20 protein-coding genes and 1 riboswitch are annotated in these 22,573 nt (G+C 50.4%); of the genes, 7 read left to right on the plus strand and 13 right to left on the minus strand.

All coding sequences use genetic code 11. The annotated features are described in order from the left end of the window. Positions 1 to 2: 2 nt before the first annotated feature. The 8 genes from FH968_RS08755 to nudF all read right to left on the minus strand — a co-directional run bounded on the left by FH968_RS08755 (position 3) and on the right by nudF (position 7,839). Positions 3 to 1,484 (minus strand): sodium:solute symporter, encoded by a 1,482-nt coding sequence (locus tag FH968_RS08755; protein WP_139878756.1) that lies wholly within the window; start codon positions 1,482 to 1,484, stop codon positions 3 to 5. A 67-nt stretch (positions 1,485 to 1,551) separates the two neighbouring features. Then, the gene (locus tag FH968_RS08760; protein ID WP_139878757.1) at positions 1,552 to 2,427 is read right to left on the minus strand and encodes an N-acetylmannosamine kinase; all 876 of its coding nucleotides are present in this window, start codon (positions 2,425 to 2,427) and stop codon (positions 1,552 to 1,554) included. A 13-nt stretch (positions 2,428 to 2,440) separates the two neighbouring features. Beyond that, positions 2,441 to 3,121 carry an N-acetylmannosamine-6-phosphate 2-epimerase gene (locus FH968_RS08765; protein ID WP_139878758.1) on the minus strand — a complete coding sequence of 227 codons (681 nt, stop codon included), beginning with the start codon at positions 3,119 to 3,121 and terminating at the stop codon, positions 2,441 to 2,443. Between the two features lie 293 nt (positions 3,122 to 3,414). Beyond that, the gene (gene parE, locus FH968_RS08770) at positions 3,415 to 5,310 is read right to left on the minus strand and encodes a DNA topoisomerase IV subunit B (protein WP_139878759.1); all 1,896 of its coding nucleotides are present in this window, start codon (positions 5,308 to 5,310) and stop codon (positions 3,415 to 3,417) included. A 43-nt stretch (positions 5,311 to 5,353) separates the two neighbouring features. Continuing rightward, positions 5,354 to 5,929 carry an esterase YqiA gene (gene yqiA / locus FH968_RS08775; RefSeq protein WP_139878760.1) on the minus strand — a complete coding sequence of 192 codons (576 nt, stop codon included), beginning with the start codon at positions 5,927 to 5,929 and terminating at the stop codon, positions 5,354 to 5,356. Then, positions 5,929 to 6,756: a 3',5'-cyclic-AMP phosphodiesterase gene (gene cpdA / locus FH968_RS08780; protein ID WP_139878761.1), complete on the minus strand. Its 828-nt coding sequence runs from the start codon at positions 6,754 to 6,756 to the stop codon at positions 5,929 to 5,931. The genes yqiA and cpdA overlap by 1 nt, the downstream gene beginning before the upstream one ends. Before the next feature lie 25 nt (positions 6,757 to 6,781). After that, positions 6,782 to 7,204: a DUF1249 family protein gene (locus FH968_RS08785; protein WP_139878762.1), complete on the minus strand. Its 423-nt coding sequence runs from the start codon at positions 7,202 to 7,204 to the stop codon at positions 6,782 to 6,784. 2 nt (positions 7,205 to 7,206) lie between these two features. Next, the gene (gene nudF, locus FH968_RS08790; RefSeq protein WP_139878763.1) at positions 7,207 to 7,839 is read right to left on the minus strand and encodes an ADP-ribose diphosphatase; all 633 of its coding nucleotides are present in this window, start codon (positions 7,837 to 7,839) and stop codon (positions 7,207 to 7,209) included. Between the two features lie 212 nt (positions 7,840 to 8,051). On the opposite strand from nudF, the gene tolC reads away from it, so the two are divergent. From tolC to FH968_RS08805, 3 genes are all read left to right on the plus strand, one after another. After that, on the plus strand, positions 8,052 to 9,539 hold the full coding sequence (gene tolC, locus FH968_RS08795; RefSeq protein ID WP_139878764.1) for an outer membrane channel protein TolC: 1,488 nt from the start codon (positions 8,052 to 8,054) through the stop codon (positions 9,537 to 9,539). A 169-nt stretch (positions 9,540 to 9,708) separates the two neighbouring features. Continuing rightward, complete coding sequence (locus FH968_RS08800; RefSeq protein ID WP_139878765.1) at positions 9,709 to 10,380, plus strand: DUF1190 family protein; 672 nt, start codon at positions 9,709 to 9,711, stop codon at positions 10,378 to 10,380. 5 nt (positions 10,381 to 10,385) lie between these two features. Beyond that, a complete protein-coding gene (locus FH968_RS08805; RefSeq protein ID WP_139878766.1) occupies positions 10,386 to 11,546 on the plus strand; it encodes a glutathionylspermidine synthase family protein in 1,161 nt (386 codons plus the stop codon). 39 nt (positions 11,547 to 11,585) lie between these two features. On the opposite strand, the gene ygiD is transcribed toward FH968_RS08805, so the two are convergent. Further along, on the minus strand, positions 11,586 to 12,374 hold the full coding sequence (gene ygiD, locus FH968_RS08810; RefSeq protein ID WP_139878767.1) for a 4,5-DOPA dioxygenase extradiol: 789 nt from the start codon (positions 12,372 to 12,374) through the stop codon (positions 11,586 to 11,588). Positions 12,375 to 12,572: 198 nt separating this feature from the next. On the opposite strand from ygiD, the gene zupT reads away from it, so the two are divergent. Beyond that, positions 12,573 to 13,340 (plus strand): zinc transporter ZupT, encoded by a 768-nt coding sequence (gene zupT / locus FH968_RS08815; protein WP_139878768.1) that lies wholly within the window; start codon positions 12,573 to 12,575, stop codon positions 13,338 to 13,340. 36 nt (positions 13,341 to 13,376) lie between these two features. Here zupT and ribB read toward each other — a convergent pair whose 3' ends face one another. After that, entirely contained in the window at positions 13,377 to 14,030 is a 654-nt protein-coding gene (ribB, locus tag FH968_RS08820; RefSeq protein ID WP_139878769.1) for a 3,4-dihydroxy-2-butanone-4-phosphate synthase, read from the minus strand. Between the two features lie 98 nt (positions 14,031 to 14,128). Then, positions 14,129 to 14,276: riboswitch (FMN riboswitch) on the minus strand. 134 nt (positions 14,277 to 14,410) lie between these two features. On the opposite strand from ribB, the gene ubiK reads away from it, so the two are divergent. Then, positions 14,411 to 14,695 (plus strand): ubiquinone biosynthesis accessory factor UbiK, encoded by a 285-nt coding sequence (gene ubiK, locus FH968_RS08825; RefSeq protein WP_139878770.1) that lies wholly within the window; start codon positions 14,411 to 14,413, stop codon positions 14,693 to 14,695. A gap of 30 nt (positions 14,696 to 14,725) precedes the next feature. Here ubiK and hldE read toward each other — a convergent pair whose 3' ends face one another. The 3 genes from hldE to FH968_RS08840 are packed head-to-tail and all read right to left on the minus strand — an operon-like array spanning position 14,726 to position 20,387. After that, positions 14,726 to 16,156: a bifunctional D-glycero-beta-D-manno-heptose-7-phosphate kinase/D-glycero-beta-D-manno-heptose 1-phosphate adenylyltransferase HldE gene (hldE, locus tag FH968_RS08830; RefSeq protein ID WP_139878771.1), complete on the minus strand. Its 1,431-nt coding sequence runs from the start codon at positions 16,154 to 16,156 to the stop codon at positions 14,726 to 14,728. Positions 16,157 to 16,211: 55 nt separating this feature from the next. Then, the gene (gene glnE / locus FH968_RS08835; protein ID WP_370451489.1) at positions 16,212 to 19,064 is read right to left on the minus strand and encodes a bifunctional [glutamate--ammonia ligase]-adenylyl-L-tyrosine phosphorylase/[glutamate--ammonia-ligase] adenylyltransferase; all 2,853 of its coding nucleotides are present in this window, start codon (positions 19,062 to 19,064) and stop codon (positions 16,212 to 16,214) included. 24 nt (positions 19,065 to 19,088) lie between these two features. Continuing rightward, entirely contained in the window at positions 19,089 to 20,387 is a 1,299-nt protein-coding gene (locus FH968_RS08840; RefSeq protein WP_139878772.1) for an inorganic triphosphatase, read from the minus strand. A gap of 243 nt (positions 20,388 to 20,630) precedes the next feature. On the opposite strand from FH968_RS08840, the gene FH968_RS08845 reads away from it, so the two are divergent. After that, entirely contained in the window at positions 20,631 to 21,251 is a 621-nt protein-coding gene (locus FH968_RS08845; protein ID WP_139878773.1) for a TIGR04211 family SH3 domain-containing protein, read from the plus strand. A gap of 67 nt (positions 21,252 to 21,318) precedes the next feature. Further along, positions 21,319 to 22,566 (plus strand): multifunctional CCA addition/repair protein, encoded by a 1,248-nt coding sequence (locus FH968_RS08850; RefSeq protein ID WP_139878774.1) that lies wholly within the window; start codon positions 21,319 to 21,321, stop codon positions 22,564 to 22,566. The last annotated feature ends 7 nt before the right edge of the window (positions 22,567 to 22,573 follow it).

A 22,573-nucleotide genomic window follows, 5' to 3' on the forward strand; every position in this document is an offset into this window, starting at 1 on the left:
TTTTACTCACCTGTTTCATCAAGCGTCAATGGCGGCGCTGAAGCAAATAATGGCGCGAAGATAACGCCGCTGATAACCACACTCAGCGAGCCAATTACGCCGTAGAAGAAGAAGTTCAAGTCCGTGGCATAGCGAGCAGCTAGCACAGCAACGATACTGACTACGATACCAAGTGCAGCACTGCCCGCATTTGCACGTTTGCAGAAAATGCCCAGCATAAACAGACCGGTCATTGGGCCACCCATCAAACCAATCAGGCTATTAAATGCATCCCAAATTTCTGATTCATCAGCCATCACCAGCCACACGGTCGCAGCGCTGCTGAATACTCCGGCAATAAGAATGATAAGCTTCGCCATCCGCATACTGTTTTCAGGCGTTCTTTTTTTGTGGCTGAGACGCTGATAAATATCAGAGTTGAAGCAACTGGAGATACTGTTCAGGCTGCTTGAAATACTAGACTGAGCGGCAGCAAAAATAGCCGCGATAATCAGACCGGCAATGCCCGGTGGCATTTCTGTAACCACGAACAGCGGTAAAATACCGCCGATGTTAAAGCCCGCAGGCAACAGATTTGGATTTTGTTGATAGTAAACAAACAGTGCAGATCCGATGGCAAAGAAGAAGATTGGAACAATGGCAACGAGCTTGGCGTTGGTCAGCAGCGTCTTTTTCGTTTCCTCAATAGAGTCCGTCACGATATAGCGCTGAACCACGTCCTGGCTTGCAGTGAATTGCTGAATATTGGCAAACAGGAAACCAATCATCAGAACTGGCACCGTACTCTCCGTCCAGCTCCAGCGGAACTGTGAGGCCGGGAAGAATTTATCAGCATGTTGAGTCACGGTGAAAATCTCACCGACCCCGCCCTGAACTTTGAAGCAAATCACCACGAAAATCAGCACCGCACTACCAGACAGCAGCAACCCCTGAATCACGTCAGTCCAGATTACCCCCTCAATACCGCCCATCCAGGTATAAATGATGCACATCACGCTAATCAGCAGTACCAAAACCACAGGGTCAATGCCGATAAATGGGCGCAGCGCCAACACGGTTAAGAACGTAATAATCGCGATGCGACCGATGTGAAACATCATAAATGAGATGCTGGCGAATAAGCGGCTGCGAACATCGAAACGTGCTTCAAGATATTCGTAGGCTGAAGTAACTTTTAGCTTACGGAAGAACGGAATATAGAAATAAAAGACCAACGGCAATATGGCGATAGCCAGATATTGGCCGAGGATAAATGTCCAGTCAGAAGTAAATGCTTTGGCTGGAATCGACATAAACGTAATCGAACTTAGCGTAGTAGCAAATACGCTGACACCCGCAGCCCAACCAGGAATACGACCACCGCCACGGAAATAATCATCCGCCGTTTTTTGTCGCTTTGAAAAATAAACACCAACTAACATCATGGCCAGTAAATAGCCAAATAGAACGAGGTAATTAAATATGCCAAAAGAATGAGTCGTCATGACACTTTCCTGCTTATATTTTTAGTAGGGATAAGGTAACCGTCTGAATTTGTTTTCTTATTAACGATCAGACTGCGTAATGTTCAGACCAGAGGGCAGCTCCCATTAACCCTGCATCATGTTGATAATGAGCGGAATAAATAGGGACGTGGAATGCCGCGGGTAGCGTTGATAAGTGTTGTTCCACCTGTTGACGGTAGCCCTGAGCAAGCCCGACACTGCCACCTAATACGATGCATTCGGTATCCAGCAAGGCTTTAAGATTGGCAATCAATTGGCAAATCGCCTGCGCTGAACGCGCGACGAGTTGTTGAGCTTGTGAATGACCGGACTGTGCCTCGGCAAAAATCTCACGGGCATTTTTGCCTTCAAGGTCTTGCAGTGCACCTGCGGCAATGGCGCGCCCTGATGCGATGGCCTCGATGCAGCCAACACGCCCGCAACCGCACCGTGGGCCATTTGGATCGGCCTGGATGTGTCCAATATGGCCTGCAAATGCACGAGGGCCAGTTAACAACTCGCCGTTGACGACGATGCCGCCACCGACGCCAGTGGAAACCGTGATAAATGTGATGTGTTTAAATTGGGTAGATAAATAGCAATATTCTGCCCACGCGGCAGCCTGAGCATCATTAAGAACAACACACGGTAACCCAGTAAGATTTTCAACAGTGGCCTGCAGCGGAAATTGATTAAGCCCGCCAAGGTTATCTGGATTGAGCGCAGTAAGAATTCCCTTATCAATAATTCCCGTAGAGGCAATCGCAACCCGTTGCGCTTTCCCCTGATAAGGTTCCACTAATTCCGCTAAAGCCTGTTTCAACGCTTCAGGCATAGCATTTGAAGGATTTGGGATTTCCATCCGTTGCAAAACTTCATGCTGTGCGTTGATAAGCGCCGCGGCCAGTTTGGTGCCGCCGATATCAATGGCAAGTGTGTTCATGGTGTTCTCCGGTTTAACGCTTAACCGCATGGCTAAACCACTGGCAAATATGTTCGATTCGGGTAATTGCAGAGCCGACGGTAACGGCCCAGGCACCGTGGTCGATGGCCTGCGCTGCCAGCTCAGGAGAGTTGTAACGCCCCTCGGCAATGACACGACAACCCGCATTGCTTAACTCAGACACCATCATCAAATCCGGTCCTTCCGGCGTAACCGCAGTGGTGTAACCCGACATCGTCGTGCCAATAAACTCGACACCTTTATGTTGGCAACTAAGGCCTTCTTCTACGGTTGAGCTATCCGCCATCGCCAGCAATCCGTGATGACGAATGCGCGCAAGCAATTCATCAATGGCAACCGGGCGCGGGCGGAACGTGGCGTCAAAAGCAATAATGTCGGCACCAGCTTTCGCCAGCGCATCAACATCATGCAGGAATGGGGTGATACGTACCGGGGAATCTTCCAGATCGCGTTTAATAATCCCAATGATGGGAACACTGATGAGTGGGCGTACCGCTTGCAGGTTTTCTATTCCTTCAATTCGGATAGCAACCGCGCCCGCAGAAACAGCGGCTTGAGCCATTGCAGCAACGATATCAGGCTTGTCCATTGGGCTGCCTGGTACGGGTTGGCAAGACACAATAAGTCCACCGCACTCACCTACGCTTTGTTCTAGTTTGGCTAATAATGACATTCTGCTCCGCCTTGCATACCTTAATGAAGTTTAACTCCAAAAAAGAATAGCGGATGGAGTATTACTATTTCAAGCGACAAACGGGAAAAATGTGAAGATAGTCATAACGCGCGATAGGCAATCCTGTGTTCAGTGAAGAGCTTTATGCGCGCAGAGGGCATTGTGACTGCATTTCTGTGGAAGGAAGTGAAAAAAATGGAGGTGAAAAATGAGAACAGGCATTCCGTACCGGGGTATTCAGAAAATGTGATCAACTTTATCCAACCATTGATCACATTTCCCCGGAAGTGGGATTAGACGTCGAGATCCGCCATATCACCTTTATCTTGCAGCCAATTACGACGATCTTCTGAACGTTTCTTCGCCAGCAACATATCCATAATTGCCATTGTTTTGTCGTTGTCTTCATCGTCGATGGTGAGCTGCACCAGGCGGCGTGTATTGGGATCAAGCGTGGTTTCACGTAATTGCAGTGGGTTCATCTCACCCAGCCCTTTAAAGCGCTGAACGTTCGGTTTCCCTTTCTTACGTTTAAGTTGCTCAAGCACGCCCGCTTTTTCTTCTTCGTCCAGCGCGTAGTAAACCTCTTTACCAAGGTCGATACGGTATAACGGCGGCATGGCGACATAAACGTGTCCACCTCTTACCAGCGAACGGAAGTGGCGTACAAACAGTGCACACAACAATGTGGCGATGTGCAAACCATCCGAGTCCGCATCCGCAAGGATACAAACTTTCCCGTAACGCAGTTGGCTCAGATCTTCGCTATCAGGATCGATACCGATCGCCACAGAAATATCGTGCACTTCTTGTGAAGCCAGCACTTCGTCAGACGAGACTTCCCAGGTGTTAAGGATCTTACCTTTAAGCGGCATGATCGCTTGGTATTCGCGGTCGCGGGCCTGTTTAGCAGAACCGCCTGCGGAATCCCCTTCTACCAGGAACAATTCTGTACGGCTCAAATCTTGCGCGGAGCAGTCTGCCAGTTTGCCAGGTAATGCCGGGCCACTGGTCAGCTTTTTACGCACAACTTTTTTGGCCGCACGCATACGGCGTTGGGCGCTGGAAATGGCCAGCTCTGCCAGTTGTTCTGCAATCTGAATGTTCTGGTTCAGCCACAAGCTGAATGCGTCTTTCACCACACCGGAAACGAATGCTGCGCACTGGCGCGATGACAAGCGTTCTTTGGTTTGCCCGGCAAACTGTGGATCCTGCATTTTCACAGAAAGCACGTACGCGCAACGTTCCCAGATATCTTCAGCCGAGAGTTTTACGCCACGCGGCAGAATGTTGCGGTATTCGCAAAACTCACGCATCGCATCAAGCAGACCCTGGCGCAAACCATTAACATGCGTGCCGCCCTGCATGGTTGGGATCAGGTTGACGTAGCTTTCAGTCAGCAGTTCGCCACCTTCCGGAAGCCATAATAATGCCCAATCGACCTGTTCAACGTCACCGGCAAAATTGCCAACAAAAGGTTTTTCTGGAAGCGTAGGCAGGCCGTTTACCGCTTCGCACAGATAGTCTTGCAGACCATCCTGATAACACCAACGCTGCTCGGTATTGTTAACTTTGTCGGTAAAGGTGATTTCCACACCCGGACAAAGCACCGCTTTAGCTTTCAGCAAATGACTTAAACGAGAAACTGAAAAACGTGGACTGTCAAAGAACGAGGTATCTGGCCAGAAGTGAACACTGGTGCCGGTATTACGTTTACCACAGGTTCCGACTACGGCCAGTTCTTGTACTTTGTCGCCGTTTTCAAAAGCAATGCTATAAACCTGCGCATCACGGCGCACTGTGACTTCAACGCGTTTGGACAAGGCGTTGACGACTGAAATACCTACGCCGTGCAAGCCGCCGGAAAACTGGTAGTTTTTGTTGGAGAATTTACCGCCCGCGTGTAGACGGCAAAGAATGAGTTCTACAGCGGGAACGCCTTCTTCCGGGTGAATATCTACCGGCATACCGCGTCCGTCATCGATGACTTCTAATGACTGATCGGCATGGAGAATAACATCCACACGCTTCGCATGGCCTGCCAGCGCTTCATCCACGCTGTTATCAATGACTTCCTGGCCCAAATGGTTTGGACGGGTGGTGTCGGTGTACATCCCCGGACGGCGGCGAACAGGCTCAAGCCCGGTGAGTACCTCAATGGCATCGGCGTTATAACTGGATTGCGTCATGGTTTATTCGTTCAGATAGCGAAACAGGAATTCGACATCAGGCCTAATGCAGGCCAAGGAAGCCGACGATCTGTGTGAAATAATCTTCGAAGCCCACAAAGGCGTGATTACCACCGGTTTCAACCGTCTGGCGACAGGAGGTGTAGTACGCCACCGCCTGGCGGTAATCAAGCACTTCGTCACCCGTTTGTTGCAACAACCAGATAAGATCTGGCGCTTCCAACGGGTCAACTTGCATGACTTTAAGATCGTAAATATGGCGAGACTCTAGCACATATTGCTGCCCGGTGTAGGGGTTCTCGTTGGCGCCCAGGTAATCGGCCAGCAATTCAAAAGGCCGTACCGCCGGGTTAACGACGACTGCTGGCAGCATAAAACATTGTGATAACCAGGTGGCGTAATAGCCGCCTAAAGACGAGCCCACAACGCCCAGCGGTTCACCGCCATGTTCCAGCACCAGCGACTCCAGCAACTCGGCCGCTTCCGCGGGATACGGGGGGAGTTCAGGCACTACCATGTTGATATCTTGATGATTCTGCGCAAGCCACGCTTGCAAACTGGTAGCCTTTGCTGAACGCGGTGAACTGTTGAAGCCGTGTAAATATAGTAATGTTGACATCAATACCCTTCTGAAGCGGTATCAGGGTTGAATACCGCACCTTTCAGGCGGCAAACCTCAGTGGTCACTTCGCCGTTTGGACCAAGTTCCAACCAACGCCAGCCTGGTTCAATGGTATCAAGTGTGAAATTGGCACAGTGCGGCTTGAATTGTACGCAAGTTGACGGCGTTGCCAGCATACGTCGGCCATTCCAGTCGAGATCTAACTCCTGGTGAATATGTCCACACACCAGTGTTTTCACTTTCGGGAATTTTTGCAGGACGTTATCAAGCTCTTGCGCGTTACGCAGGCTATGTTGGTCCAACCAACTACAGCCAGCCGGTACAGGGTGATGATGTAGCAGCAAAAGCGTGTGCCTTTCTGATGTGGCAGCGAGCTTTCGCTCCAGCCAGTCGAGCTGGTAGTCGCTCAGTTCACCATGTGGGACACCGAATACCTGGCTGTCCAGCATCAAAATCTGCCAGTTTTCACCGAGGAAAACCTGCTTCGCCGGAGAAATTCCGGCTTCCAACAGCGAGCTAAACATCGCCGGCTGGAAATCGTGATTACCCGGTAGCCAAACGCAAGGCGCAGGGATCTCCGCAATGCCTTCAACAAAATGTTGGTAGGCCTGCACACTATGATCTTGGGCTAGATCCCCAGTTGCAACGATGAGATCGTAGTGACGCTGCTCAGCGAGGATGGCATCAATAACAGCCTGATAGCTCATCCAGGTATTGATACCAAGCAGCGTTTCGTTCTTTCCAGAGAACAGGTGGGTATCTGTAATTTGCAGGATCCTGATCTGGCCCCCACCGGCCACAGGAAGATTTAACAGGCTTTCCAAATGGTGTCCTTAGGTTTCACCCTCACTAACAAACCGGAACCGCCATCGCTCCATGCGCCAAACAATATCGCAGCCAATCGGCTAGAAACTGGTTAATTTGATGCTTTTCATCGCGTTGATGCAACTTTTTATTAGGATAATCATAACGCGCTTTGAAACGAAAGATCTGCTGACTTGAACACACTTCCGCGACCATGGCGTCATGATAAAGCCTGACCGACATCGACGGTAGACTCCAATAGCTTATAGCCGGGGCAGTTTGTTCGATTTGTACAAGCGTAGTGTAACGGGTCGACTCAAGGATAGTGAGTCGATATTGTGCGCTACTGACCTGATACGTCACTTTTTCACCCGCCTCGTCATTACGCGGGAGCAGCCGTCTTAGTTGTGCGAAATTGGTTTCGCACAAGCGCATCATTTCAGGGAAGTCAGGTGTGTAGCGCTTCATGTTTAGTTGTTCCACTCTGCTCTTAATTTCTCATAATGCAATTGCAGCCAAAGCAAGGCGATGACTGAAGCTGCGTTGTCGATTTTCCCTTCTTCTACTAACTGATAAGCCCGATCCCGGCTCACGACATGAACTCGAATATCTTCGTTTTCATCTGCCAGGCCATGAATACCCTGCGCATTTGTCGCATCCACTTCCCCAACCAGAATTGAAAGACGCTCACTGGTTCCACCTGGGCTTGCCAGATAGTTGATAACCGGTTTAGTGCGACCCACAACCAGCCCAGCCTCTTCAACTGCTTCGCGGCGCGCTACGTCTTCGACGCTTTCACCTTCTTCAATCATCCCGGCAACCAGTTCGAGCAACCACGGGCTGTCGCTTGTGTCATATGCCGCAATCCGAATCTGTTCTATTAGTACAACTTCGTCGCGCACAGGGTCATAGGGTAGCAGCACTGCGGCGTGCCCGCGTTCTAAAATTTCACGTCGAACTTCACCACTCATTTCGCCATTAAACAAGCGATGGCGGAATCGATAAAGATCCAGCGAAAAAAAACCGCTATAAAGCGTTTCCCGTGCAATAATTTCAACATCGTTTTTACCTAACGTGACAAGTTGAGAGTTTTGCTTAGTCATGGTGGTTTCCTGATTTTTTATGGTTATGAAATGCGTAATTTCAAGCCAGTGTGACTGCCGTTTCTTTTTCTATATGGTAGATTGATGAAAATTAAGGGCAGATGGCACATTACGCCAAGCCGCCCAGCTGGCAGATTCTGCTAGAATCGGCGATCATTTTCGGCTCTTGTCAGCGCTAACAAACAATTTCTGCTTCACAACAAGGAATGCAAATGAAGAAACTGCTCCCAATTCTTATCGGTCTGAGCCTAACGGGTTTCAGTGCCATGAGCCAGGCAGAAAACCTGATGCAGGTTTATCAGCAGGCACGTTTAAGCAACCCGGACTTGCGTAAATCCGCTGCTGACCGTGATGCCGCATTCGAAAAAATTAACGAAGCACGCAGCCCGTTGCTGCCTCAGCTCGGCCTTGGCGCAGATTACGAATACAGCAATGGTTTCAGTGATGCTAACGGCATCGACTCAAAAGTGGGCAGTGCGTCGTTGTCATTGACCCAGACCATTTTTGATATGTCGAAATGGCGTCAGCTGACCCTGCAAGAAAAATCTGCGGGCATTCAAGATGTAACCTATCAGACAGATCAGCAAACTCTGATCCTAAATACAGCGACAGCCTATTTTAATGTGCTGAGTGCGATTGATGCGCTCTCCTTCACCGAAGCACAGAAACAGGCGATTTATCGTCAGTTAGATCAAACCACTCAGCGCTTTAACGTAGGCCTGGTTGCCATTACCGACGTGCAAAACGCCCGTGCACAATACGATAACGTATTAGCGAACGAAGTGACTGCACGGAATAATCTGGATAACGCGGTAGAAACGCTGCGCCAGGTCACCGGTAATTACTATCCATCCCTTGCATCGCTGAATGTTGACGGCTTTAAAACCAGCAAACCTGATAACGTTAATAATCTGCTGAAAAATGCAGAGAAAAGTAACCTGGCATTGCTGCAAGCACGCCTGTCTCAGGACTTAGCTCGTGAGCAAATTCGCTATGCCGAAACCGGTCACATGCCTATCGTTGGCTTAACCGCTTCTACAGGTGTTTCTGACACCAAATACAGTGGTTCAAAAACGAATAGTAGCCAGTTCAACGATAACGATAATGGTCAGAACAAAATCGGCATTAATTTCTCACTGCCGTTGTATCAGGGTGGCCAGGTCAACTCTCAGGTGAAACAAGCGCAATACAACTTTGTGGGTGCCAGTGAGCAACTGGAAGGCGCACATCGTAGCGTGGTGCAGAATGTACGTTCATCGTTTAACAACATGAATGCTTCTATCAGTACTATTAACGCGTACAAACAAGCAGTTGTGTCTGCGCAAAGTTCTTTGGATGCCATGGAAGCCGGTTATTCAGTAGGGACTCGTACCATCGTTGATGTGTTGGATGCGACCACTACGCTGTATAACGCAAAACAACAGCTCTCCAGCGCACGTTATAACTACCTGATTAACCAGCTTAATATTAAGCAAGCATTGGGTACGCTTAACGAACAAGACTTGGTTGCGCTAAACAGTACACTGGGTAAACCTGTGTCGACTACTGCGGACAGCGTTGCGCCAGAAACGCCTGACCAAAATGCTCGTGCAGATGGTTATACGGGCGATACCGCAGAAACGACTGCGGCTGCAACACCTGCAAAAGCGACTCCAGCTTCAGCAACTAGCACGAAATCAGCTAACCCATTCGGTAACTGATCATAGTTTGAGGGGGCGTGGCAACATGCCCCCGTCACAACTTGCGCCTTTTAACGTAAGGCAACGTAAAGATCCCCCTGCAAACGCCCGTCATCGCTTTAATTTCAACCATTCATCCCCTATTCTAAGCACAACATAAGCTTTACTCCTTTGGGCTCAGGACAGATAAATGAAACGGACAAAAACTATAAACCACGCATCGTTCCGCAAAAACTGGGGCGCTCGCCATTTAACGCCAGTTGCTTTGGCGGTTACCGCTGTGTTTATGCTCGCTGGTTGTGAACAAAATGATGAAACAGTCTCCATGTATCAAAATGCGGATGACTGCTCACAAGCCAACCCAGGCAAAAGTGCCGAATGTACGACAGCCTTCAATAACGCGCTGAAAGAAGCAGAACGTACCGCTCCGAAATACGCATCACGCGAAGAATGTATCGCTGAGTTTGGTGAAGGCCAATGCCAGCAAGCACCTGCTCAGGCTGGCATGACGGGTGAACAAGCCCAGGCGCAGCCACAACAGAGTGGTAGCTTCTGGATGCCTCTGATGGCTGGTTACATGATGGGTCGCCTGATGGGTGGCGGTGCGGGCTTTGCGCAGCAGCCACTGTTCTCCTCAAAGAACCCAGCAAGCCCAGCTTACGGTAAATATGCCGATGCCAGTGGTAAGAGCTACGGAGCCGCTACACCAGGCCGTACGACAACCGTACCGAAAACAGCCATGGCGCCAAAACCCGCAACAACCAGCACGGTAACCCGTGGCGGTTTCGGTGATTCTGTTGCTAAGCAATCAACCATGCAGCGCAGCAGCGCAACAGGTTCTTCTCGCTCCATGGGTGGCTAAGCATTATGGAAAGAATCGCAATTACTGAGCGCCCGGACTGGCGCGAAAAAGCCACAGAATACGGTTTCAATTTTCACACCATGTATGGCGAACCGTACTGGTGTGAAGATGCTTATTACAAGTTGACTCTCCCTCAGGTTGAACGCCTGGAAGATGTCACTGCTGAACTTCACCAGATGTGCCTGAAGGTTGTCGAGAAAGTGGTGAGCAGCGATGAGCTGTTAGCTAAATTCCGTATTCCTAAGCACACCTGGGAGTTTGTGCGTCAGTCATGGCGTACTCAGCAACCCTCACTTTACTCTCGTCTGGATATCGCATGGGACGGTGTTGGTGAGCCAAAACTGCTCGAGAATAATGCCGATACACCGACTTCTTTATACGAAGCTGCTTTTTTCCAGTGGATCTGGCTTGAAGATCAGACTCAAGCTGGGAATCTGCCAGCGGGCAGCGATCAATTCAACAGCCTGCAAGAAAAGCTAATTGAGCGTTTTGCTGAGTTAAAGCAACAACATGGCTTCAACTTGCTGCATTTTGCTTGCTGCCAGGACACTGTAGAAGATCGCGGTACGGTTCAGTATCTGCAGGATTGCGCAGCGGAAGCCGAAATAGCGAGCGAATTCTTGTACATGGAAGAAATTGGTCTGGGTGAAAGAGGCCAATTTACTGATTTGCAGGATCAAGTTATCAGTAACCTGTTCAAGCTCTATCCATGGGAATTCATGCTGCGTGAAGTGTTCTCCACCAAGCTCGAAGATGCTGGCGTTCGCTGGCTGGAGCCGGCCTGGAAGAGCATTATTTCCAACAAAGCATTGCTGCCAATGCTTTGGGAAATGTTCCCGGACCATCCAAACTTGCTGCCTGCTTATTTTGCCGAAGATAACTATCCAGCAATGGAGAAGTATGTCGTTAAGCCAATCTTCTCCCGTGAAGGGGCAAACGTGAAGATCATCGAAAACGGCGAAGAAGTTGCGCGTGTCGATGGCCCATACGGTGAAGAAGGCATGATCGTTCAGCAGTTCTATCAATTGCCAAAATTTGGTGACAGCTATGTCGTGCTTGGTAGCTGGCTTATCAACGATCAACCGGCAGGGATTGGTATTCGTGAGGATCGTGAGTTAATTACTCAGGATCTTTCACGCTTCTACCCGCACGTGTTTGTAGAGTAAATCCTGTTCCCCTTCTCCGCTGAAGAAGGGGAACTCGCTTTACCCAATCTGCACCGAAAGCATACTCAACGACCCCATCTCTATTCCATCAACTGGTAGCGTTATCGCTTCTTTGCCATCCCACGCTCCCAGAACATAGAGCAAAGGTAAATAATGATCGGCCGTAGGGTTAGATAACGAGCCGCCTTCATGTTGCAAATAGTTCACCAACGGGTGCTCGGCGACAGGGCCATGCCAGGTGAGATTATCTTTCACGTATTGGTTAAATGACTCAGCCCAGGGGTACGGCGTGTTTTCACCATGCCAGCGTGCGGTTCGCAGGTTATGTACCACGTTACCGCTGGCAATCAGCATAATGCCCTGGTCACGCAGTGACGCCAGCTTACGGCCAATTTCAAAATGCCAGGCAGCTGGTTTAGTGCTGTCGATACTGAGCTGCACCATTGGAATATCAGCATCCGGATACATCTTAATCAGAACGCCCCAGGAGCCGTGGTCAAACCCCCAGGCTTCTTTATCCTGCATCACCGGAACCGGCGCCAGAAGATCGACTAATTGCTGAGCAAGTTCAGGGGAACCCGGAGCCGGATAATGGGTATCGTACAGCGCCTGCGGGAAGCCACCGAAATCATGGATAGTTTTTGGCGTTTCCATAGCTGTTACACCAGTGCCTTTAGTGAACCAGTGCGCAGATACCACCACAATTGCTTTTGGCCGCGGTAAGGTTTCTCCCAAATGCCGCCACGCTTGGGTATAGTGATTATCTTCCAGCACGTTCATTGGGCTGCCGTGTCCCAGGAACAGTGCAGGCATTCTTTGAGTTGTCATGGTGGTGTCCTTTATCGGAAATGTCAGTTTATAAACACCACAGTACGCGCTTTTACGTTTTGAAGAACTCAGATAAGCATGATGAAGATCTTCAGGAAATTTGAATGTAAGCGATGTGTAAAGCTTCTCATCTGGCTCTCGATTTTTATCACATCGCCCATTAATATAAATGAGAATCATTATCAAAAGGAGCAATAAATGTCAGTACCCTTGATTCTGACCCTATTAGCAGGGGGAGCCACGTTTATTGGAGCCTTTCTTGGCGTACTCGGCCAGAAGCCATCAAACCGTGTGTTGGCATTTTCTCTCGGTTTTGCAGCGGGCATTATGCTGCTTATCTCGTTGATGGAGATGTTGCCTGCAGCACTTCATACCGAAGGAATGTCACCGGTACTGGGTTATGGCATGTTTATGCTGGGCCTGCTGGGTTACTTTGCCCTTGATCGCGCCCTTCCCCATGCGCATCCGCAAGATTTGATGGATAGCAAACCGCAGCCTCGTAATTTGCGACGTACGGCGTTATTGCTAACTCTGGGTATTAGCCTGCATAACTTCCCGGAAGGCGTTGCCACATACGTCACCGCAAGCAGTAATCTGGAATTAGGTATGGGAATTGCGCTCGCTGTGGCATTGCACAATATTCCTGAAGGATTAGCCGTTGCTGGCCCTGTTTATGCGGCGACGGGTTCAAAACGTAAAGCTGTTTTCTGGGCTGGAATATCAGGGCTTGCCGAAATTCTGGGTGGTGTGCTGGCCTGGCTAATTCTCGGGCCAATGGTGTCACCAGTTGTTATGGCGGCAATAATGGCTGCTGTCGCAGGGATTATGGTGGCACTGTCAGTCGATGAACTGATGCCGCTCGCCAAAGAGATAGATCCCCATAACAATCCAAGTTATGGCGTACTTTGCGGTATGGCGGTGATGGGATTTAGTCTGACGCTGCTACAAACAAACGGAATTGGATAAGAAAAAGCCCGGTGTAAAAACCGGGCTTTTTGCATCTTAGCTGGCTTTGCGTTCGTGAGTCTGGCGATACTCAACCAAGTCTTCAATCGTCACTACAGCCATGTTGTGCTGGCGGGCAAAGGTGATGCACTCTGGTGCTCGTGCCATGCTGCCATCATCGTTAGTCAGCTCACACAGCACACCCGCAGATTTGAAACCAGCAAGGGTGACCAAATCAATAGTTGCTTCAGTGTGACCACCACGGGTTAACACGCCACCAGGCTGAGCGCGCAGCGGGAATACGTGCCCAGGACGGTTCAGGTCGCTTGGTTTTGCGCCATCAGCAATAGCTGCTCGCACGGTAGTAATACGGTCAGCGGCAGAAACACCGGTAGTCACACCGCTTGCGGCCTCGATAGTCACAGTAAACCCGGTGCCATAAGCACTGGTGTTGTTCTCAACCATCATTGGCAAATCGAGTTGTTTACGGCGTTCTTCGGTCAGGCACAGGCAAACAATACCGCTACCATGACGAATGGTCAGAGCCATTTGCTCAACGGTCATGGTTTCCGCAGGGAAAATCATGTCACCTTCGTTCTCGCGATCTTCATCGTCAAGAACCATTACCCCGCGGCCTTCACGTAGTGCTTCAAGAGCGTGTTCTACGCGTTGAGTAGGGGTGCCAAATGCAGAAAGGAGCGTCTGATTCATGGTAAAAAAACCTCATTAAAATTATGGTTACCAGAATCAGGGCAGTCTTAGGAGCTATAAAAATAACGCGAGCAGGCTTACAAAAGCTTAGGCTTAGTCGTTACTCTCTCCCATCCGGACTATAACCGTCGGCTCCGGAGTTACACCGGATCTGCTGACCTCCAGATTGCTCTGGAGCGCTCGCGGGCTTTCAGCGTGCGCTGATTTACCGCCGGTGGGGAGTTACACCCCGCCCTGAGAATAAGCAGACTTACTATAACGCCGATGATTTTCTCTGGCAACGCCAAACCTTATAACATTTCGGGTTTCTAAGGAGCCTCACAGGCATTACAATTAGTGTTAATACCGTAAGACAATCCCGTAAGATTATGGAAGCCGCTATGATTGACCCGAAAAAAATTGAACAGATCGCACGCCAGGTCCACGAGTCAATGCCGAAAGGGATTCGTGAATTCGGGGATGATGTCGAGAAAAAAGTTCGTCAGGTTTTGCAATCGCAATTAACCCGTCTTGATCTCGTTAGCCGTGAAGAGTTTGATGTCCAGACACAAGTACTGCTGCGCACTCGAGAAAAACTAGCCTTGTTGGAACAGCGCCTAAAGGAGCTTGAGAATCGTAGCGATCAAACGCCTGAAGTCACTCCGCCGACTGAACCACATATGTAAAAAAACGCCCCGTTGCTGGGGCGTTTTTTATTATGCGTCGTGGCTTTGAATCTTTTTAATGATATTGGTCGTTGAACAACCGTCTTCAAAATTCAACACCATCACTTCACCGCCGTTGGCCCAGACTTCTTTACTCCCGGCAATATCATCCGGTTTGTAATCGCCACCTTTGACCAGCAAATCAGGCAAAATCTGGCCAATTAAACGTTGTGGCGTGTCCTCTTCAAACAGCACCACCCAATCCACCGCTTCAAGCGCACCTAACACGATCATACGTTGATCCTGCGGGTTCACCGGGCGAGTTTCTCCTTTCAGGCGTTTGGTCGAAGCATCGCTGTTTACCGCCACAATTAAACGGTCACCCAACTTACGTGCATTCGCCAGATAAGAAACGTGGCCGGCATGGAGGATGTCGAACACACCGTTAGTCATGACGACTTTCTCACCACGCTTACGCGCGGATGCCACTGCGACTTTCAACTCAGCTTCGGTCATCACGCCAAAACCAGAGTCGGCACGGCCACGTACTGCGTTTTCCAGTTCAATTGGGGAAACGGTAGACGTCCCCAATTTACCGACGACTACGCCTGCCGCAGCATTCGCAAAATAGCATGCTTCTTCAAGACTATTACCCGCCGCGAGCGTTGCCGCCAGTACGCCAATCACCGTGTCGCCAGCACCAGTCACATCGTAAACTTCTTGTGCCTGAGTTGGCAGATGGAATGGCTTAATACCCGGCTGCAACAGCGTCATACCGTGCTCGGAACGGGTGATAAGCAAAGCGGAAAGATCGTATTCAGCGATAAGCTGCATACCACGTTCCACCAGCTCTTCATCGTTCTTACACTTGCCCACCACCGCTTCGAATTCAGAGAGGTTTGGTGTCAGCAGTGTCGCACCGCGATAGCGATTAAAGTCCGTACCTTTTGGATCGATAAGCACCGGAACCTTAGCCGCACGAGCAAGGCTAATCATGTGCTGAACGCTCGCCAATGCACCTTTTGCATAGTCAGAAAGCACCAGAGCACCAATGTGCGGCAGAGCCTGGCTAATACGCTCATGCAACGGTTCAGGATCGACACCTTCAAAACCTTCTTCGAAGTCGAGGCGAATTAGTTGCTGGTTACGGGAAAGTACGCGCAGTTTGGTAATTGTCGGGTGGGTCGGCACCGAAACAAAATCGCATTTAACGTTCACGCCAGCCAGCGTTTGGCTTAGCGCACGCGCCGCATCGTCGATGCCTGTCAGGCCAACCAGGCGTGAATTTGCGCCCAACGAAGCAATGTTCATTGCCACGTTTGCCGCACCACCAGGACGTTCTTCAATGGTATCGACTTTCACCACTGGCACGGGAGCTTCCGGGGAGATGCGGCTTGTAGGGCCATACCAGTAGCGATCCAGCATCACATCACCTACTACCATGACGCCTGCACGGCTGTATTCGGGCAGCGTTACTTTCATTCCTGACTCTCCAGAGAGGGATAAAATTTTGTCGCGGATAATATCACAATTAATATTATGCGCGTGTTTGCGACTCACCCAACCAAGTGTTCCAGCTCCTCAATACTTGCTCGCGTTCCTGAGTGAAGGTATCCATTGCCACGTTTCCAGGCAGCTCTTGCAATGCAAGGTGATGGAGTTCATCGCGTAACGTGACATAAGCATGCGTCAGCGCCTTCGCTTCGTCTTCATTCATGATGTCGTTTTGCGCCATTAATTCCAGAATGCGTACATTGTCAGACCAACGAGTCAGTTTTGGGGCCTGTGACGCATAACGTAACACCAGGTATTGAGTGATAAATTCAATATCGGTAATACCGCCCTCATCAGCTTTAATATCAAAGCGTTCACGGTTTTTCCCGCCCAAGTGCGCACGCATTTTTTCGCGCATTTCACGCACTTCGGTCTGGAGGGTTTCGCCCTCACGCGGAATGCATAATATCTTGCGGCGAATAGCATCAAATTCCTGCCTCAGCTGTGGGTCGCCATATACAATTCGCGCCCGCACCAAGGCCTGGTGTTCCCAGGTCCAGGCTTCATTTTGTTGATAATTCGCGAAGGCTTCAGCGGTGGTAACCAGCATTCCAGCAGCACCAGATGGGCGCAAACGCGCATCCACTTCATACAAAATGCCCGATGAAGTTCGGGTACTGAACAGGTGCATAACACGTTGCGCCAGGCGCAGGTAAAACTGACGACCATCGATTTCGCGCTCGCCATCCGTCATCACATCTGATGGGCAATCGTGCAGGAAGACCAGATCCAAATCAGAGCTATAACCCAATTCCCAGCCGCCGAGTTTGCCGTAACCGACGACAGCAAAACCGCGCCCTTCACGATTGTGCAAATGCTTTGGTTGACCATAGCGCTGTACCATTTGTACCCACGCCTGTTGTACTACGGCGTCAATCATCGCCTCTGCCAACCAAGTGAGATGATCACTGACTTTCATCACTGGCAGTGTACCGGTGATATCGGCCGCCGCAACACGCAGCAACTGCGCCTGTTTAAACTGGCGCAAAGCTTCGAGCTGCTGTTCTTCATCATCATCGGGAACACGCAGTAAATACTGGCGTAGTTCATCACGATAAGCATCAGTTGCCGTCGGTTGGTAAAGAGTATTTGGGTCGAGTAGTTCATCGAGCAACAGCGGGTAACGGGCCAACTGGCTGGCAATCATTGGCGAGGCTGCACACAGTGTTATCAAGTGCTTTAATGCCCCCGGATATTCCGTCAGCAACTCAAGATAAGTCGTACGCGTGACAATACCGAGCAGCAGCGGTGTTAAGCGGGATAACGGCAATGGTGCATCGTTGCGGGAACAAGCCTCGCATAACAAACGCGGCATAAGTTGATCCAACACCTGGCGGCCACGCGGGCCGATGGTGCGCTTGTCAGTATCCTGGCGGAAATCACTCATCAAACGTAAAACTTCGCCACGCGCTTGCGGCGTTAAATGTTCCAGAACTGGCGTATTTGCATCAGCGTCCAGTGCATCCTGCCAAAGCTCACGCCAGGCTTCCGCGAGCTTATCTTCACCGGGTTCCGGTTCATCATCACCAATTAATTCGTTGAAAACCTGGCGCACAGCATTCATATGATGCTGCAAAACTTGCTGCAACTCGTCCCATGTTTGCACGTTCATACCCCACGCCAGACGGGCGCGGTTTAGCTCATCACCAGGCAGGGTCTGAGTCTGTTCGTCATTGATACTTTGCAGGAGGTTTTCGAGGCGGCGAAGATATAAATAGGCATCCTTCAGTTTCGCTGCGTCATTTTCTGGTAGCAGGTGCAAATGTTGGATGGCTTCAAGGGTTGGTAGCAACGAACGAGACTGTAAAGCAGGTTCGCGCCCACCGCGAATCAACTGGAAAACCTGAACGATAAACTCGGTTTCGCGAATGCCACCAGCGCCGAGTTTGATGTTATCCGTCAAACCTCTGCGGCGCACTTCACGGGCTATCATCCCTTTCATGTTACGCAGCGACTGAATCACGCTAAAGTCGATATAACGACGGAAGACGAAAGGCCGGAGCATGTTCCGTAGCTCCTGGCTCCATACGTCGTCGTTATCGCCCATAACTCGAGCTTTGACCATCGCGTAACGTTCCCAGTCACGCCCTTGTTCCTGATAGTAATCTTCTAAGGCGGCATAGCTCAGCACCAGCGGGCCACTGTCGCCAAAAGGACGCAAGCGCATATCAACGCGATAAACAAAACCGTCTTGAGTTGGTTGGTCCAAAACTTTTATCAATCGTTGGCCCAGACGGGTAAAGAACTGCGCGTTATCAAGCTCGCGCCGTCCGCCCTGTGTCGAACCATTTTCCGGCCAGGCAAAAATCAGGTCGATATCGGAGGAGAAATTCAGTTCGCCACCACCAAGTTTACCCATACCGAGGATCATCAGCGGTTGAGCCACACCAGCCTGATTGCATGGCGTACCCCACTCGCGACAACATGCGGTATACAGCCAATCTCGGGCGGCAATAATGAGCGTTTCGGCCAATGTACTCAGTTGCTGGAGTGAGCTTTCTGTCGGCATCAGTTGCAACGCCTGCGCCCAGGCGATTCGCACCATCATGCGACGGCGGAATAGACGCAGCGCGGTCATTAACGCGGGCTCGCTATCGACACCTTGTAATTCCTGCTGCAGCCATGCTGCATAATTCTGCCATTCATCGGCAAGCGGCGGCGATTGTTCAAGCTCCGCAAGCCAAACGGGATGAGCCGCCATGCTGTCACAAACAAAATCACTAAACGCCAACACCGCTTGAGCTTTCTGGCTTAGCGTCTGACGGTCAATCTCTTGTGGCAGACGCGCCAGCGCCGCCTGCAAATGCTGCTGTAAAAGTGGCGCTTGCGACATCATGGTCGTATCCCTTACAAACGATGGTTATTTCCCGCTATGCAGCCAGAAAGGTGCCTGGGAGATAGCTTCATTACGGTAATGTTCAATTTCAACCTGCTGGCGAGTCACAATGGCATGGCGCAACCCTTGCCAATTATCCAACCAGGGTTGAGTTTTCGCATCGTCATAAACGCCTGCCAGCAAGCGGATAGAGCCGGTTTCACGAGCCAGACGTGGCAGTTGGTCGGCATAGCTATCGCCCAGCGGGCGCTGGAATGTTTCTTTCAGTTCTGCGGCGTGACGGGAAAGATGGGTATCCGCAAAACGCTTATACGAACCCGCCAGTTTAACAGTGGCTTTGTCATCAGTGAATTTCTGCCATTGGCGCCCAACCAGCCACTCGGTGAGTGCTAATTTGGCCTGGCTGCTTTGTGCGCTGAAAGCCAGTTCTGGCGCTTTCAGTTCTTGAGCCAGCATGGTTTCGTAGGTTGCTAACAGCTCACGTAACTGGGTACTCGCTTTTCGCGGAACAATGCCACCGAACAGCGCCAAAGCGTGACGCACAAGGCCAACCGCTTCCAGAACCTGAGCTTTAGCTTTGCCGTTGCCACGCAACCACAGCTCTTCGTGATATTGCCAGTGGCTCAGTGCCAGTTCCAGCGAGCCTTCCAGCCCTTGTTCTACTGTTGCTTTCTGCGCTACACGCAGAACGGTTAACGGTTTAATCTCTCTTTCCAGATTTCCCTGCGCCAGATGGTAACCGCGTGCTGCTTTGCTCAGGTTTCCCTGACGTAAGCCAGGTTGTGTAACCAGTTGTTTGGCAAAAGCCAGAACATCTGCTGTTTCGCCTTCCAGCAATTCAAGTTCCAACTCGCACAATGGCTCAACCTGTTCGCCCGCTTTAACTTCACCTAAATCCAAGGCAAGCTCGATACGGCTTTTACCGTGAGTGACTACCCACTTTTCACGTACAAAGTCAGTGCTAAAGAGCGGGTTCAGTTGCGTTTGTAAAACTTCAGGTGAAAGCCCTTCTGGCCAGATTTCTTGCGGGAACAGCGACAAATCCAGCTCAGGCCCATTCAGCTCCACATTGTATTCCGGACGCTGGTGCAACCCACCGGTCACACGGCCTGCAATTTTCATCGTCATTTCATAACGACCATTATCACCACGGATACGCAACCCCATATCATGACGGCGCAATTGGTTATCGGACGTTTCATAATAGATATTGAGCAACTGGCGGGGTTCGCTATGCTGGCTTTCAAGCGCGTTTAATGTGTTACGAAGAGAATCCAGTTCAGTTGGATTAACAATAAATTTGAGTTCGATTTCTTGAGTCATCGTCTTTTTACTTTTAGTTGTGTCACATCGGGCTCACACCCGGCGAACTTAATCGGCTAATAGCGGTCAGTAGATAATATTTTTCGCCAAATTACCATGAGTGGCGCGTATTTTGACGGGCCATTGAGCGTGAGCAATTGGTCAAATTCACACCAGGATGATTCTCATTCAGGTTTACGGATTGCACCGTCAGACTGATGCCACTACTATCGTTCCACTATTTATGACAATAATGACGAAATCATGCACAAATTCCGCCTAATTTGCCTTACTTTGCTCTCTCTTAGCGTTTCCGTTGTGGCCCATGCCGATGAAAAACGTTATGTATCTGACGAACTGAACACCTGGGTACGTAGTGGTCCCGGAGATAATTACCGCTTGCTCGGCACCGTGAATGCGGGTGAAGAAGTCACCCTGCTGCAGAGCAATGAAGAAACAAAATACGGCCAGGTGCGCGACAGCAATGGCCGTACTTCCTGGATCCCGCTCGCGCAATTGAGTACCACGCCAAGCCTGCGTACTCGTGTACCAGATCTTGAAAATCAAGTTAAGACACTGACCGATAAGCTCAACAACATCGACACTACCTGGAATCAGCGCACCGCTGATATGCAGCAAAAAGTGGCACAGAGCGACAGTGTTATCACTGGTCTGAAAGAAGAAAATCAACAGCTTAAAAACCAATTAATCGTCGCGAAGAAGAAAGTCGATGCCGCGAACGTTCAGTTGGATGACAAGCAACGCGCCATTATCATGCAGTGGTTTATGTACGGCGGTGGTGTCGCAGGTTTCGGTCTGCTGCTTGGCCTGTTACTGCCACACATGATCCCAAGCCGTAAGAAGAAAGACCGCTGGATGAACTGATCTGCAACCCTGTATCCTACACTTATGTATTATCGTCATTGGTTAACAGATGCAGGGGCATTAAAGCGTGAAGATTTATCTGGTCGGTGGTGCGGTACGTGATGGGTTGTTGAGATTACCGGTCAAAGATAAAGATTGGGTTGTTGTTGGCGCTACGCCGCAAGAAATGCTGGATGCAGGCTACCAGCAGGTTGGTAAAGACTTCCCAGTATTTCTGCACCCCAAATCGCGTGAAGAGTATGCATTAGCGCGCACCGAGCGTAAATCAGGCCCGGGCTATACAGGTTTTACCTGCTATGCCGCGCCTGATGTCACGCTTGAGCAAGACTTGTTGCGCCGCGATTTGACTATCAACGCGATTGCCCAGGACGAACACGGCGAGTTTATCGACCCCTATAACGGGCGTGCCGATATTGAAAAGCGCCTATTGCGCCATGTGTCTCCCGCTTTCAATGAAGACCCGCTACGTGTTTTACGCGTGGCGCGTTTTGCTGCGCGCTACGCCCATCTCAATTTCCAGATTGCTCCAGAAACCATGACGCTGATGACGTCAATGGCCGCTAATGGCGAGCTCGCGCATCTGACGCCTGAACGCGTCTGGAAAGAGACGGAAAACGCGCTCACCAGCCGTAATCCACAGGTTTATTTCGATGTACTGCGCAAATGCGGCGCGCTGGCGGTGCTATTCCCGGAAATCGACGCCCTGTTCGGCGTTCCTGCACCAGAAAAATGGCATCCGGAAATCGACACAGGCATTCACGTTTTGATGACGCTGGCGATTGCCGCCCAACTCAGCCCGGAAGTCGACGTGCGTTTTGCCACTCTGTGCCACGACTTGGGTAAGGGGTTGACGCCAAAAGAATTCTGGCCTCGCCATCACGGCCATGGCCCGGCGGGTGTGAAACTTGTCGAGCAATTATGCCAGCGTATGCGCGTGCCCAATGACATCCGCGATCTTGCCAAACTGGTTGCCGAATATCACGACTTGATTCACACGCTACCCATTTTGCAGCCGAAAACCATCGTCAAATTATTCGATGCCATCGATGCATGGCGCAAACCGCAACGCGTTGAACAAATCGCCTTAACCAGCGAAGCTGACGCACGTGGACGCACCGGCTTTGAAGGCAGTGATTATCCTCAAGGCAGGCTGCTGCGCGCGGCATGGCTTGCGGCACAAAGTGTGACCAACAAAGAAGTGATTGATGATGGATTTAGCGGCCCAGCGATTCGTGATGAGCTAAATCGCCGCCGTATTGCCGCCGTTGAAGCATGGAAGAAAGAAGCCGGATTGGTTACGCCTACCGCTAAGTGATGACCAC

This window comes from Buttiauxella sp. B2 (assembly GCF_006376615.1).
GTDB lineage: Bacteria > Pseudomonadota > Gammaproteobacteria > Enterobacterales > Enterobacteriaceae > Buttiauxella.